The organism is Leucobacter tardus (genome assembly GCF_017583045.1).
Taxonomy (GTDB): domain Bacteria; phylum Actinomycetota; class Actinomycetes; order Actinomycetales; family Microbacteriaceae; genus Leucobacter; species Leucobacter tardus.
In genome coordinates, this window is the sequence record NZ_JAGFBF010000003.1 from 75895 (window position 1) to 91118 (window position 15224).

11 protein-coding genes are annotated in these 15224 nt (G+C 65.6%); 9 read left to right on the plus strand and 2 right to left on the minus strand.

The features are described 5' to 3' along the window. The first annotated feature begins 13 nt into the window (after nt 1–13). From J4H85_RS05490 to J4H85_RS05505, 4 genes are all read left to right on the plus strand, one after another. On the plus strand, nt 14–1795 hold the full coding sequence (locus J4H85_RS05490; protein ID WP_208237683.1) for a proline--tRNA ligase: 1782 nt from the start codon (nt 14–16) through the stop codon (nt 1793–1795). 202 nt (nt 1796–1997) lie between these two features. Next, a complete protein-coding gene (locus tag J4H85_RS05495; RefSeq protein ID WP_307863439.1) occupies nt 1998–2276 on the plus strand; it encodes a WXG100 family type VII secretion target in 279 nt (92 codons plus the stop codon). A 9-nt stretch (nt 2277–2285) separates the two neighbouring features. Further along, the gene (locus tag J4H85_RS05500) at nt 2286–6791 is read left to right on the plus strand and encodes a type VII secretion EssC family protein (RefSeq protein WP_208237687.1); all 4506 of its coding nucleotides are present in this window, start codon (nt 2286–2288) and stop codon (nt 6789–6791) included. Next, on the plus strand, nt 6766–7086 hold the full coding sequence (locus J4H85_RS05505) for a hypothetical protein (RefSeq protein ID WP_208237689.1): 321 nt from the start codon (nt 6766–6768) through the stop codon (nt 7084–7086). Before J4H85_RS05500 ends, J4H85_RS05505 begins: the two co-directional genes overlap by 26 nt. Before the next feature lie 140 nt (nt 7087–7226). On the opposite strand, the gene J4H85_RS05510 is transcribed toward J4H85_RS05505, so the two are convergent. Beyond that, nucleotides 7227–7394, minus strand: coding sequence for a hypothetical protein (locus J4H85_RS05510; RefSeq protein ID WP_208237691.1), 168 nt, complete (start codon nt 7392–7394; stop codon nt 7227–7229). Nucleotides 7395–7535: 141 nt separating this feature from the next. Between J4H85_RS05510 and J4H85_RS14245 the strand changes: the two genes are divergently transcribed. Together J4H85_RS14245 and J4H85_RS05520 are read left to right on the plus strand one after the other, a co-directional pair. Then, the gene (locus tag J4H85_RS14245; RefSeq protein ID WP_208237693.1) at nt 7536–8939 is read left to right on the plus strand and encodes an alpha/beta hydrolase; all 1404 of its coding nucleotides are present in this window, start codon (nt 7536–7538) and stop codon (nt 8937–8939) included. A 2-nt stretch (nt 8940–8941) separates the two neighbouring features. Continuing rightward, nucleotides 8942–9625: a hypothetical protein gene (locus J4H85_RS05520; RefSeq protein WP_208237695.1), complete on the plus strand. Its 684-nt coding sequence runs from the start codon at nt 8942–8944 to the stop codon at nt 9623–9625. A 45-nt stretch (nt 9626–9670) separates the two neighbouring features. Here J4H85_RS05520 and J4H85_RS05525 read toward each other — a convergent pair whose 3' ends face one another. Further along, a complete protein-coding gene (locus tag J4H85_RS05525) occupies nt 9671–10966 on the minus strand; it encodes a GNAT family N-acetyltransferase (protein ID WP_208237697.1) in 1296 nt (431 codons plus the stop codon). Between the two features lie 95 nt (nt 10967–11061). Between J4H85_RS05525 and nusA the strand changes: the two genes are divergently transcribed. The 3 genes from nusA (at nt 11062) to infB (ending at nt 15148) form a co-directional block, all read left to right on the plus strand. Further along, entirely contained in the window at nt 11062–12060 is a 999-nt protein-coding gene (gene nusA, locus J4H85_RS05530) for a transcription termination factor NusA (RefSeq protein ID WP_208237699.1), read from the plus strand. A gap of 14 nt (nt 12061–12074) precedes the next feature. Beyond that, the gene (locus J4H85_RS14340; RefSeq protein WP_208237701.1) at nt 12075–12326 is read left to right on the plus strand and encodes a YlxR family protein; all 252 of its coding nucleotides are present in this window, start codon (nt 12075–12077) and stop codon (nt 12324–12326) included. Between the two features lie 74 nt (nt 12327–12400). Continuing rightward, entirely contained in the window at nt 12401–15148 is a 2748-nt protein-coding gene (gene infB, locus J4H85_RS05540) for a translation initiation factor IF-2 (protein ID WP_208237703.1), read from the plus strand. Nucleotides 15149–15224 lie beyond the last annotated feature (76 nt).

A 15224-nucleotide genomic window follows, 5' to 3' on the forward strand; every position in this document is an offset into this window, starting at 1 on the left:
TACGATGGGAGCCGTGCTTACTCGTCTCAGCAACTACTTCTTGAAGACCCTCCGCGAGGATCCCGCCGACGCCGAGGTGCCCAGCCACAAGCTGCTGGTGCGCGCGGGGTACCTGCGTCGACAGGCGCCAGGGGTGTTCGGCTGGATGCCGCTCGGGCTCAGAGTGAAGGAGAAGATCGAGCGTGTCGTGCGCGACGAGATGCTCGCGGCCGGAGCGCACGAAGTGCACTTCCCGCCGCTTCTGCCCCGCGAACCCTACGAGATCTCGGGACGGTGGGAGGAGTACGGCGACGCGCTCTTCCGTCTGCAGGACCGGCACGGCGCCGACTACCTGCTCGCTCCGACCCACGAAGAGGTCTTCACGCTCATGGTGAAGGACATCGTGAGCTCCTACAAGGAGCTGCCGCTCACCCTCTTCCAGATTCAGGACAAGTACCGCGATGAGGCTCGTCCTCGGGCCGGTCTGCTCCGCGGCCGCGAGTTCACCATGAAGGACGCGTACTCGTTCGATGCGTCCGACGAGGGGCTCGCGCAGAGCTACCAGCGTCAGCGCGACGCGTACGAACGCATCTTCCAGAAGCTCGGACTCGAATACGTCATCGTCTCCGCCGACGCCGGAGCGATGGGCGGTTCGAAGAGCGAGGAGTTCCTGCTCCCGACGCCGATCGGGGAGGACACGTTCGTGCGTTCGGCCGGTGGGTACGCCGCGAACGTCGAGGCGTACGTCTCGACCGCTCCCGAACCGCAGCCGTTCGACGGTCAGCCGGCAGCGCACGTCTTCGACTCGCCCGACACCCCGACCATCGATACCCTGGTGGCGCACACCAACCGGGCGCTGCCGCGCGAGGGCGGCCGCGCGTGGACGGCTGCGGACACGCTGAAGTGCCTCGTGTTCGCCGTCACGGACCTGGACGGCGCACGCGAACTCGTGGTCGTCGCGATTCCGGGCGACCGGGACGCCGATATGAAGCGCGTCGAGGTCGCGTTCCCGAATCACGAGGTCGAGTCGGCGACCCCTGCGGACTTCGCTCAGCACCCCGGCCTCGTCAAGGGATACATCGGCCCGACGCTCATCGGGGCCGACGGATCCGCGACGCAGGTGCTCGGCGAGGCCGGATCCACCGGGATCCGCCTGCTGCTCGACCCCCGCATCGCCGAGGGCACGGCGTGGGTGACGGGCGCGAACGCCGACGAGCAGCACGTCGCATTCCTCGTCGCCGGACGCGACTTCGTCGGAGACGGCATCGTGGATGTCGCGTCGGTGCGCGACGGAGACCCTGCTCCGGACGGGTCCGGTCCGATCGAGACCGCCCGGGGCATGGAGATCGGCCACGTCTTCCAGCTCGGTCGCAAGTACGCTGAAGCGCTCGGTCTCAAGGTGCTCGACGAGAACGGCAAGCTCGTCACCGTCACGATGGGGTCGTACGGCATCGGTGTCACGCGGATCATGGCGATCCTCGCCGAGCTGAACCACGACGATCGCGGACTCATCTGGCCGCGTGAGGTCGCCCCGTTCGACGTGCATGTCGTCGCGACCGGGAAGGATCCCGCGATCCATGAGGCGGCGGAAACCCTCGTCGCGCAGCTCGAGAACGCGGGCATCGACGTCCTGTTCGACGATCGGCCGAAGGTGTCGCCCGGTGTGAAGTTCGGCGACGCCGAACTGCTGGGTGTGCCGCGCGTCGTCGTCGTGGGGCGCGATGCGTCCGATGGTGTCGCCGAGGTCCGTGATCGGGCCGCAGGCACGCAGGACAAGATCGCGCTGACCGACGTTGCCGGGTGGCTCGCGCGGTAAACCTGTTCGTTTCTCTTCGTCCCCAGGCTGCGCCAGAATCCCTTCACACTGCAGCCTGGGGATTACTATTCCGACGTTTCCTGTTTCGATAAGCTCAGACGTGTTCGGCCTTCCGGTCGGGCAAGGCCAGGGCGGCCGACGCGAACTGGGGAGTTCTTCGCGGCATCTTCGAAGTACTGGAGTCGGAATGTCGAATATTCGAGTGAGCTACGCAGAGATCGAGGCGGCGGCGTCACGCTTAGGAGCGGGGCGCGACGAGATCATCGAGAAGTTGAACCATCTGCAGGCACTCATCGGCGAACTCGTGTCTTCGGGGTTCGTGACCGATCTCGCATCGGTGCGGTTCACGGAGTCGTACACGCAATACACGCAGTCCGCGCAGCAGACGGCGCAGCACTTGACCGATATTCAAACGTTTCTGCAGCAGACGGCGAACGCCATGCGTGACATGGACGCCGAGATCGCGGCACGCATCGCATAGGCCGGCGTCATGCATCTGCGATTGAGGGTGCTCGGCGAGCACGCCTCCTCGGACGACGTCGTCATCTCGTGCGCACCCAGCGTGTCGGTGAGCGAGGTCGCGCGCGCCCTCCAGCTTCGCTGCGACCGGCGGGCTTGGCAGGACCGGTCCGCTGTTACGCACCGCGGCCCGGTGACGCTCGTCGGCCGCCCGGTAGACGGGAACGATGCGCATGTCATCGATCCGGGTGCTGCACTCGAGTCGTCCGGCGTCCAATCGGGGTGGGAGGTGCGCATCCTCCACGAGTTCGACGCCGCCGCGCGGCTTCCGCGCAGCACACCGATCGTCGGAACCGTTGAAGTGCTCGACGGAGTGGAGCGGGGGCATCGCTTCAGCCTCATCGCCGGGGCGAACCGCGTCGGGCGAGGGGCGCACAACCGTGTGCGAATCGGTGACCGCAGTGTGTCGCGCACGCACTGCGTGATCGATCTGCGCGACCGTGCGGTGATACGCGACCTTGCGTCCGTGAACGGAATCGCGGCGGACGGGGTGCGGTGCCAGTCGGTCGCGCTTCCCGCACCCGGTGCCCGTGTCGTTCAGATCGGTGATATCAGTCTGCGCGTGCGGGTCGATGGCACATGGTCCCGGTCTCATCGGGTGCCGAAGGTGGGTGCCCCTGCAGGGCAGGTCTCCTACACCCCTCCACCCCGAGTGATTGCGACGTTCGCCCCAGCCGAACATTTGCTTCCACGGCCGCCGGAGCACACAGCGTCTTCGCGTGCACCGCTCGTCACGATGCTCGCCCCGGCCGTTCTGGGGATCGCCATGTGGCTGGTGACCGGATCTGCGACGAGCCTCGTCTTCGCGGTGCTGTCACCCCTCCTCGCGGGGTCCGTTTGGATGGTCGAACGGCTGAGAGGACGCACGCAGACGCGGCGAGGTGAGGCCGAGTTTCAACGAACACTCGCGCGTGAGCGACGGGTGCTCACCAACGCTCGTGAACGGGAGATCGATGCGAGGAGTGCCGAAGCCCCGTCGACTCGAGAAATCGTCCACGCGGCACGGCACCGGACCCGAGTGCTGTGGACGAGACGGACGGAGCACGGAGCCTTCCTTTCGGTGCGGTTCGGTACCGGCCGGTCGACAAGCCGCACGACGTGCACGGTGCCGGAGGGCGGGCCGCAGACGCAGCATGATCAGCTTCAGAGCCTCGCGGACGACTTCGCGAGCGTCGAGTGCGTGCCGATCGTCGAGCGTTTGTCGAGTGCCGGATCGATCGCCGTCTGCGGTCCGGAGGAAACGATGTCCGGCATCGCCCGCGCACTCGTCCTGCAACTCATCGGACTGCATGCTCCCTCCGATATGCGGGTGGTCTGTTTCGCGGACGCAGCTCGCGCATCGCAATGGGCATGGCTGGGGTGGGCGCCCCACGTCGATATGACGGCCGGTCCGCTCATGACACCTCACCTCGCCGACACCGATGACGACGCTGCGGCACTCGTCGCCGCACTCGAGTGCGAAGTCGAGCGGCGTGCGGGGAACACGGCACCCGCGGCTCCGACGGCACGTTTCGCGCCGGAGTCGGATGCGGGGGATGTTCCGGGTGTCGTCGTCGGCGGGGCCGGCACCCGTCCCACCATCGTGGTGCTCGTGCTGAGCGAAGTCCATGTCGCACGCGCACGACTCATCCGCCTCGCAGAATACGGACCAGAGTTCGGAGTGCACCTGGTCTGGTGCGCGGAGAGCAGTGCTGCCGTCCCCGCGGCGTGCCGCACCTATGTCGAGTGCGACACCGAGTCCTGCCGCGTGGGCTCGGTCCGGGCCGGGCTGACCACCCCTCTGGAACGCGCCGAATCGGTTGATATTGAGACTGCCGAGCTCACCGCTCGGCGAATGGCACCGCTCAATGCCGCTGACATTCTTCGCGAGACGCGGAACGAGCTCGCAGACACCGTCGCTCTCCGGGATCTGCACGAAGTCGATCTCACCGCTGGATCCGATGCGATACTGCGCGGATGGAGAGCCACAGGCTCAGTGCGCGCAGACTGGAGCCAGGGGAGTCGACGTGTGCCTGCCCCGCTCGCCGCAACCCTCGGTCAAGGGACTGACGGCCCGTTGCGCATCGATCTTCGCGCAGACGGGCCGCATGCCCTGGTCGGTGGCACGACGGGGTCGGGCAAATCCGACTTCCTGCAGACGTGGGTCATCAGTCTGGCGGCGAGTCTGAGTCCCGAGCAAGTGACGTTCCTGCTGTTCGATTTCAAGGGGGGCGCAGCGTTCGCGGACTGCGCCCTGCTGCCGCACACCGTCGGAATGGTCACGGACCTCTCGAGCCACCTCGCCGACCGGGTGCTGAAATCGTTGCGAGCCGAACTGCGTTATCGAGAAGGATTGCTCGTCGAGGCAGGTGCGAAGGATCTCTTGACGCTCGAGCGTGCCTCCGATGTCACGGCGCCGCCCGCTCTCGTCATCGTGATCGACGAGTTCGCGACGGTCGCGAACGAGGTACCCGAGTTCATCGATGGCATCGTCGACATCGCACAGCGCGGTCGGTCGCTCGGACTCCACCTCATCATGGCCACGCAGCGCCCCGCCGGGGTGATCACCGAGAATGTGCGCGCCAACACCCGTATTCGCATCGCCCTGAGAATGGCCGACGACCGCGAGAGCCGGGACGTCATCGAGTCACCGGTCGCCTCGCGAATCTCCGTGACGACACCGGGGCGAGCCACTGTTCGCCTCGGAAGAGATGCGCCCGTACAGTTCCAGACCGGACATCTGGGAGCAGTCGCGCAGTCGAGCGAGACCGAATCCGAAATCCACGTTGCCCGACTGGGATTCTCGAGTCGTCCGCTCTTCAACGATGCATCTGCAACCACCCCCGCGCCGGGGGAGCATCGGACGACCGACCTGCAGCGCGTGGTGCACGCCGTTCGTGCAGCGGCCGCGGATGCCAAAGTGCGTCACGCACGACGACCCTGGCTGGAACCGCTCCCCGCGGAACTCTCGATGGATACGCTTCACGCGCGAATCTCTCGTGACGCCGAGCGAGGAGTGCCGGTCGGTCTCGTGGACGTTCCCGAGGAGCAAAGCCAGTCGGCCCTCACGCTGGACCTGTGCGCCGTGGGGCACGTCGCGATTCTCGGGGCGAGCGGAACGGGTAAGACCAGCGCTCTGGTCACCAGCGCCTGCGAGCTGAGTCGATCGTCAACGACCTCTCGACCGATTGAGATCTATGGGATCGATGCGACCGGCGGCTCCTTACATGGTCTCGAGGTGTTGCCGTCTGTCGGCGCTATTGCTTCGTCGTCCGACCTCGAACTCGTCTCGCGGATCCTCGAGCGACTCTGTCGAGTACTGAACGAGCCTCCGATCGGACATGTGCGCGCCGTGCTGCTGATCGATGGTTTCGCCGCGTTTCGTGAGGCATCGGCATCCTCCGCGGTCCCCGCACCATTGGACCTCCCATTCGCCGAGATCCTCTCACGCGGGCGTGCCGCGGGGGTACATGTCATCCTCACCACTGATCGGCCGGGGGCGATCCCGGCCGCGTTCGCCGCGAGCATCCAGAGACGTTTCGTCCTGCGCCTGGTGAGTGAGAGCGATAGTGCGCTGCTCGGTCTGAGTACCGATGCGATGACCGTAGCCCCGCCCGGTCGAGGAATCATCGCCGGTTCGCAGGAGGAGTTCCAGTTCGCCTCGCTCGCCCCTCAATCTGGTCACGAGGCGCTCTTCCGGTCCGTGGCTCATCGCGCGGCAGAACTCGAGCGCGCGGGGGTACCGCGGGCGACTCGGCTGCACAACGCGCCGCGATGCATCGCCCTCGGTGCGCTCCCAGTGACCCATGCCGGGGGACCGGTCATCGGTATCGAGACCACCGCGATAACGCCGGTGAGCATGCCGACAGCAGGACTCGCACTCATCGTGGGACCGCCCGCGTCAGGAGTGACGACGACTCTCGACACGTGCGTGCGCGCGTGGGTTCGCTGGTGCCGCGAACACGGCACGACAGCGGATACCGTGCTGCTCACGTTCGGCCGGTCGGCACTGCGGGACTCGTGCCAGTGGACACGGTGTGCAATGGGCGAGCAACAGATCGGAGACCTCGTGGAAGAACTCCTGACCGACGTGAGCGGGGCAGATGCCGACCGGGCATCAGAGACTCTGCGCTCGCGACGATTGATCGTGGTCGAGCGGGCGATGGATTGCGACGATGATCGGGTGCTCGCACGCCTCGCGCTGCTCGCGCGACGAGTCAAGCGGTCCGGCGCGTTGATACTCATTGAGAGCGACCCGAACGCACTCCCGCACCCGCTGTCCGCTGCGGTACGACACCCGAGGTGGGGAATCTCCTTGAAACCGGATCCGCTCGACGGGAGTGGTCCGTTCCGCGAGTCCTTTCCGCGTCGCATCCGTCGGGAGGAGCCGGTAGGGCGCGGGCTGTTGATCCACGCAGGCAGTGTGGTGGGCGTGCAGGTCGCGCTCGCCGTTGACACGACGAGAGGTGATCATGAGCGAGCAGCTTGTCATTCATGAGGGTCATTCGAGGGCAGCGGCCACGTTCCTGACCCGAGCTGCGGAGCACCTGAGTACACGGCAGGAGATTCCTGCGCTCGCCGCCGACACCCTGTTGGTCGGCGCAGGGGAACACATCGCGGATTTCATGCGGGCGCTGGAGTCCGCGCGATCCGCCGTCGCGGTGGCCGGTGGCAGTGCGGCACGAATCGTCGCGGCGTCGCTCCAGAACTCGGACAGCATCGATCTTTCGATCTCGCGCGCGCTCGGGCCCGGGTTCGCAAGAGGCGATGAGTTCGGCGGGGACCAGCGATGAGCGTACTGCCCACCCCATCGGAAGTGTTGCCAGAACCCTCGCCGATCGTGGGAAGCGCCGAGACGTTCTCCGCTGCAGCGAAATTCGCGGAGGCCATGCGCGCTCGCTTTCTAGATGCGGGACGAGAATTCACTTCAGCGTCAGCAGCGCTCGACCGGCAGGAGTCGAGACATACGGCCGCTACCTCGCGTCGCCTCCGTGACACCGTCATCTCGGGATGCGAACTCGCCGGCGTCTCGGCGGACGACGGCGGTCATGCTCTCGGGCGGCACGCCGACGAGGTCACTCGAATACATCGTGAGGCTCATGCGGTGGTGTCCGGAGTGGATGAGGCGCTGACGCATTTGGCTGCCGCTGCCGAGACGCTGAGTGAAATCGCTTCGGAACTCGGGTGTTCGATTGCGCTCTCTTGGCGCGAGCGGGCTCCGGTTGCCCCTCCGGCGAGCGCCGTGCCGAGTGCACGCGCGGAAGCTGCCGGGGCACGGGCCTTCCTCATCGAAGCGGATCGCTTCGGAGTGCTCGACTCACGATGGAGAGTTGCGGCAGGAGTCTGGAACGATGCGGTGGAGTCCATCGAGGCGTCTGTCCGGCGTTGGCGGCGACTCGTCGATGAACGGACGCAGGCGGAGCATGCGCTGATCGGGCGCCTCGATCGCACGTCACTCGGTGCGCTCATCCGCAACATCGAGTCTCCGGTCGGGCAGGAGAACGCGGTCTCCTCGGTCGTGGCCGGGTACACGAGTGCTCGCACGGTCGCGGGGAGCGACAGCTTCGAGGCTCTCCTCGAGGGCACGCTAGCGCCGGGCGCTGCTGCCCGTGTTTGGAACGAAGTGGTGGTCGGGATGTCTCCGAGCGAGGTGGATGATCTTATCGTCGAGTACTCCTGTGAGCTCGCGAGCATCGATGGCATTCCCTTCTGGGTGATGAACCGGGCGGCGAGAGCGGTGCTCGACTGGGCACTCGAGAACGGTCTCGGCGAGCGTCGACGTCGCATGAGGCTCGCAGAGGTCGCGGCACGAATGGGGTTCACGCCGGGTGAGGTCGACATGCGCGAGTTCCGTGACGAACTCGCTGGGATTCGACGTGACGTGCGGCAGGCCGAACGTTCAGGTACGGGTGAGGTGCAACTGCTGGCGCTCGGGCGTCACGACGGGGTGGTGACGGCGGCAGTGTCCTTCGGCGATCTCGACCGCGCCTCTCGGATCGGCATGCTGGTGTCAGGGATGAAATCGGACGTGGGGGGCATCGACGACTCGTTCAAAGCGTTCGCGCGTATCCGGGAGCGCAATCCCGACGTGGGGATGGTCACCTGGGTGGGTTATCGATCGCCTGAAGTCTGGGAGGAACCTTTCCAAGCTCGCGCCGAGGCCGGACGTCTGACGCTCGCTTCGTTTCTCGACGGGCTCAGTGCGACGAGAAGAGACGATCCGCCGAGCCGCACCGTGGTCGTCGGTCACTCCTACGGGTCGAACACCGCTGCGGAAGCCCTGAAGCTCACGAGGGAGCCGGTCGACGCGTTCTTCACGATGGGGTCGGCGGGATTGAAGCCGGGTACGTCTGCTGAGCAGCTGCACGCTCGCGAACTTTACGCGACGCTTGCCGCAAAGGATCGAATCGCTCCGGTCGGCGTCAGCCTCCATCTCTCTGAGCCTGGTCCTCGCGTCGACCCGCGCCAGTTAGACGGGGTGCGTGTGCTCTCTGCAGAGGAGAGCGGGTGGGGAAGAGGTGTGACGAGTCACTTCCTGAATCCGGGCCAGGACTCAAGTGCGGATCGTGCAGTCGGATATCTGGATCCGAGATCCACCGTGGTCCATCAACTCAGCGCGATCTTAGGTGATGACGACAAGGAATGAATATGCATGTACTTTCTCAAATGCTGAAATGTACTCTTCTCTTCGCGATCTCCTGTTTGCTTGGTGGATGTGCATTGATGAGTGATGCGGATGGAGAAACGTTGAACGACTCTCGACGATTGACCGGTGAAGAACGCTATGAGCGCGCCAGCGAACGATATGCCCACTTCAATGAACTTGTGGCGAGAGAACAAAAGGCGATCGACACGGGGGAGTGGGCCCTCTCTGGCATCCGAATCCAGGTGTACCCGCTCGATGGTGCAGGGATGGACCGCACCATCCGAGGTATGACTCGCGAGAACAGCTACTGTTTCGAGGCGACTCGCACACTTCCCACGGATTCGAAGATCTCTCACGTGTTGAAGGTGACGGGAGAACGGTGGCGGGCACGCGGTTGGACCGTCGAGGACGTCCGAAGCAGTGTGGACGGTAGCTCCCGGGTTACAGCGACCACCGAAGCCGGTGCTTGGTTTGCGCTTGAAGAAACGAAAAACGGTGCACAACTTGCTGCATACACGCCGCCCTACTGGGGCACGTACATGGAGCTCGCCGACGACGTTCACGAGCGGTACGAAGCCGAGAAGGCACGAGGTGAGCATGCTCGGTTCGATATCGATGAAGACGAGCGGCTGCTCTTGCTTCCCGGAGACTACCGCCCGTTCCCGCGTTGGGACGCCGTCGACTGACGTGCCCGCACGAGCACGATACGCCTGTTCGCGTAAAGACGGCGCTCAATACCCGATGCTCAACTGCGGTGCACGCCAACTGTGGAACGCGTTCGCCAGTGCGGCGATCGCGACATCCGACCCGCGCACACGACCCGCGTCCGCCAACGCACGCACCGAAACACCGCCGAGGAACAACGACGAAAGCTCGACGATACCCAAAGCGACGCGAGGCTCACCCGACCCCTCGTCAGCGCCGACGCTCACCGAGCCGGACGCATCCACCTGCAGCAACCAAGCACCCGAGCCATAGCCCAAACGATCGTCGACTTCGAGCACCACCGAAACCGGGGCGGCGTACGCTCGAGCCGACAACGCCGCCGGCACGTCGAGAATCCGCAGCCATTCGAAGTCGCGCGACTCTGCAGTCACCGCACGAGTATCCAGGACCAGCCAGGGCAGCGGGTCATCAACAGGGCGATGATCCGCCGTCACCTGATCGACAAGGTCGTACTGCACCGCGAAACGCCACAGCGCCGCCTCCGCCTCTCGGCTCGCCGCCGCAAGCAGACGAACATCGAGTCGGACCGGCCCGCTATCAGGCTCGAACACGCGATACGCCATCGCGCCTCGCACCTGCCCCTCCGCATCGACGTAGCGCACACCACGGACGTGCTTGCCGTCCTCTTCGCCGGCAGCGATCCCGGCAAACTCCCGCCACCGTTCAGACCAACCCCGCACATCTCCCGGGCGTTCCCAGCGGCCCTCCTCGTGCACCTCGCCGAGATGCACCGCGAGTTCCTCGCGGTCGATGAACTCGATGCGTCCATCCGTCTCAGGGCCGACCCAACCAGCGCGACGCGTGTCGACGGTAAAACGGACTGCGGTCGTCGCGATCCCGAACCCGTATCTGCCGTAGATGGTCGCCTCCGACGCCGTCAACCCGGCAACGGCGAGCCCGGCATCAGAAGCATCTCGCAACTCCCGTTCCAGCATGCTTCGAGCGATGCCGCGTCGACGGTGCGTCGGAGCCACCGTCACCGCTGAGATGGCCCACATCGGGACGCTGCCACCCGGAGTGGACATCTCAGTGATCCAAGAGCCGACCGTCGCGACCGGAACTTCCGGGTGGAGCAGTGACGCATCGAAGACCGCAATGTGACGACGACCCTCCACCGCAGCGCGCTGAGCGGAGAGTTCAGCATCTGTTGGCTCACCCATGAGGAACCCGCGTGCGCCCGCTCGAGACACCGCATCGATGCCGGCATGATCGTCATCGGCGATGACGCGATACTCGAGGGCGTCGGGTGCGGCATGCGCGGACTGGCGGTCGTGTGACGGGCGAGCGGGAGTCTGGGGCATACCTTCAGCCTAGGCGGAATGACTCGGCAACGTGCGGTATCCTGGGGGATTGACCCGTGAACCGTGCGGGCCGGACATGTGAATAGGAGGGCACCGTGAAGATCGATCTCGCGATGCTGCGTGGACTTGAGCGCGAAAAGGAGATTCCTTTCGAGGAACTCGCCGAAATCATCGAGCAGGCCATCCACTCCGCGTACCTGAAGCATCAGGAGAACCAGAACCGTACCGTTCCGAACGAGCGAGATGTGCGCGTGACACTCGACCGCAAGAACGGCGAGATCTCGGTCTTCGTGCCCGAGCTCGACGACGAAGGCCGTGTCATCGGAGAGGCCCAGCTGACGACCGACGAGTTCGGTCGTGTCGCTTCGGCCGCTGCCAAGCAGGTCATCAACCAGCGCCTCCGAGACCTGTCCGACGACGCTGTCCTCGGTGTCTTCAAGGACAAAGAGGGCAAAATCGTCTCCGGCATCGTCCACCAGGGTCCGAACCCTCGCATGGTGCACGTCGATCTCGGGGAGATCGAGGCGATCCTGCCCCCTGAAGAGCAGATTCCCGGTGAGGACTACTCGCACGGCACTCGGTTGCGTGTCTACGTGACGAGCGTCTCAAAGGGCACGAAGGGACCCCAGGTGACGGTGTCGCGCACGCACCCAGGTCTCGTTCGCCGCCTCTTCGAGCTCGAAGTGCCCGAATTGACGTCCGGGGCCGTCGAGATCGTCGCCCTCGCTCGCGAGGCCGGCCACCGCAGCAAGGTGGCCGTTCGTGCCAAGGAGTCCGGAATCAACGCGAAGGGCACCTGCATCGGTGAGATGGGGCGCCGTGTGCGTGCGGTGATGTCGGAGCTCGGCGAGGAGAAGATCGACATCGTCGATTACTCATCGACGCTCCCGGTGTTCGTCGCGAACGCGTTGTCGCCGGCGAAGGTGACCGACGTCTTCATGCTGAACGAGTCGCTCAAGCAGGTGCGTGCGCTGGTGCCCGACTTCCAGCTCTCCCTCGCCATCGGCAAGGAGGGCCAGAACGCTCGCCTCGCGGCGAAGCTCACGGGCGCGAAGATCGACATCCAGCCAGATTCAATCATGGAGTCCGACTGACTGCTAAGATAGTCATGCTTCGAACCTGTGTTGCGTGTCGCGAGCGCGCGTCACGAGAGGATCTGCTCCGAGTTGTCGAGCACCGAGGTCAGCTCATAGCTGACGAGCGGGCCGTGCATCCCGGTCGCGGGTCTTGGGTCCATCCGACTCCACAGTGTTTGACGTTGGCGATGTCGCGCGGGTCTTTCGCGCGCGCATTGCGCGTGTCGAGCAAGCTCGACACGGTCCCACTAGAGAACAGGCTGAAATCACTCATGGATAACTAATGAGCGGCTCAAAATGAGGTCCGTCCGATAATTTTGGTTCTCGCCTGTCTGGCGTGAACCCAGACAGGAGAAAAGTGGCAAACCCACGCGTACACGAGATCGCTTCGGAGATCGGTGTCGACAGCAAGGTCGTTCTGGCCAAGCTGAAAGATATGGGCGAGTTCGTCAAGGCGAGTTCGTCAGCGGTCGCACCCCCGGTTGCCCGGAAGGTGAAGGCCGCACTCGAGGCTGATGGCGTCACCCAGAGCGGCGACGCCCAGTCGTCCGGTGCTGCTGAGAAGAAGAGCAGCGCTCCGAAGCCCGGCCCGAAGCCCCCGGCGAAGTCGGCGAAGCCGGCCGCTGAGACGGGCGAGGCGAAGCCGTCCTCGCCCCCGAGCCCCGGAAGCACCGCTCCGAACCCCGGAGGCACCCCGCCGAAGAGCGGATCCTCCGCCCCGAACCCTGGAGGCACCGCTCCCAAGTCGAGCGGCTCCGCCCCGAACCCGGGGTCGGAGGCGCCGAAGCCCGGTGGTTCCGCACCGAAGCCCGGTGCGGCCAAGCCCGGAGCACCCAAGCCTTCCGGTCCGCGTCCGGGCAACAACCCGTTCGCGTCGAGCCAGGGCATGGGCATCCCGCGTCCGCCGAAGCCGGGCAACAACCCGTTCAGCGCGCAGCAGGGTAGCCGCAGCGGCAGCCGACCGAATCCCGGCAACATTCCGCGTCCCGCTCCCCGCCCACAGGGTGCGGGTGCCGGTCGTCCGGGTGGACCCGGTCGCCCCGGTGGCGGCGGTCGTCCAGGTGGTGGCGGCGGCGCACGGCCCGGTGCCGGTGCCGGTGCGGGCGGTGGCTTCGGAGCCCCGCGTCCGGGCGGCGGTTTCGCCGGTCGCGGCCGTGGAGGCCGTGGTGCCGGTACGGCCGGTGCATTCGGTCGTGGCGGCTCGAAGAGCAAGGCACGCAAGTCGAAGCGGGCGAAGCGGGCAGAATTCGAGATGCGGGAGGCCCCGTCGCTCGGCGGCGTGAGCATCCCCCGCGGCACGGGTGATACCCCGGTTCGACTGCGGCGCGGCGCATCGCTCGCCGACTTCGCCGAGAAGATCGATACGACGGCCTCGAACCTGGTCACGGTGCTGTTCCACCTGGGTGAGATGGCGACCGCGACCGAGTCGCTCGACGAGGGCACCTTCCAGGTGCTGGGCGAGGAACTGGGCTACAAGATCCAGATCGTTTCGCCGGAGGACGAGGATCGCGAGCTCCTCGAAGGCTTCGACATCGACATCGAGTCGGAGCTCGAGGAGGAGAGCGATGAGCAGCTGCAGCAGCGGCCGCCCGTCGTCACCGTCATGGGCCACGTCGACCACGGTAAGACGCGCTTGCTCGACGCCGTGCGCAAGGCCAATGTGGGTGGCGGTGAGGCCGGCGGTATTACGCAGCACATCGGCGCCTACCAGGTGCACACCGAGCACGAGGGCAAGGATCGCGCCCTGACCTTCATCGACACCCCGGGTCACGAGGCGTTCACCGCCATGCGTGCTCGTGGTGCACAGGTGACGGACATCGCGATCCTGGTCGTCGCGGCGGATGACGGCATCATGCCGCAGACCATCGAGGCGTTGAACCACGCGCAGTCGGCCGGCGTGCCGATCGTCGTCGCGGTCAACAAGATCGATAAGGAAGGCGCGAACCCGCAGAAGGTCCGTCAGCAGCTGACCGAGTACAACCTGGTCGCTGAGGAGTACGGCGGCGACGTGATGTTCGTCGACGTCTCCGCACGGAACGACGTGGGTATCACCGAGCTGCTCGACGCGGTGCTCCTGACTGCCGATGCGGGTCTGGATCTGCGTGCGAACCCCGATAAGGATGCCCGCGGTGTCGCGATCGAGGCTCGCCTCGACAAGGGTCGCGGTTCGGTTGCTACCGTGCTCATCCAGTCGGGTACGCTGCGCGTCGGCGACGCGATCGTCACTGGAACGGCGTACGGTCGTGTCCGCGCGATGATCGACGAGAACGGCGAGTCCGTGTCCGAGGCGGTGCCGTCGCGCCCCGTCCTCGTGCAGGGCCTGTCGAGTGTGCCGCGCGCGGGTGACAACTTCATCGTCACCCCCGATGACCGCACCGCCCGCCAGATCGCTGAGAAGCGCGAGGCAGCGGAGCGCAACGCCCAGCTCGCCAAGGCGCGCAAGCGGATCAGCCTCGAGGACTTCACGAAGGCCCTCGAGGACGGCAAGGTCGAGTCCCTCAACCTCATCATCAAGGGAGACGTGTCCGGTGCTGTGGAGGCACTGGAGGAGTCGCTCATGAAGATCGAGGTCGACGATTCGGTCCAGCTCCGGATCCTGCACCGCGGCGTCGGCGCGATCACTGCCAGCGACATCGACCTGGCCACGATCGACAACGCCATCGTGCTCGGCTTCAACGTCCGTCCCGACGTCAAGGCGCGCGAGCGCGCGGCTCGCGAGGGCATCGACATCCGGTTCTACAACGTCATCTACAACGCACTCGACGACATTGAGAGCTCGCTCAAGGGCATGCTCAAGCCCGAGTACGAAGAGGTGCAGTCCGGTGTGGCCGAGATCCGTGAGGTGTTCCGCTCCTCGAAGTTCGGCAACATCGCCGGCGTCATCGTCCGCAATGGAACGATCACGCGCAACGCGAAGGCCCGCGTCATCCGCGAGGGTGTCGTGCTCGCGGACGGCCTGGCCATCGAGTCGCTGCGTCGCTTCAAGGACGACGTGACCGAGGTCAAGACCGACTTCGAAGCCGGTATCGGGCTCGGCAAGTTCAACGATATTCAGATCGGTGACGAGATCGAGACCACCGAGATGGTGGAGAAGCCCCGGGCCTGACCCGCGGCACGAGAAAGGGCCGGGTTGGAGTGGTGTGCAAATGCCACCCGCCCAGGAAGGATTACGGGGGTGTTTT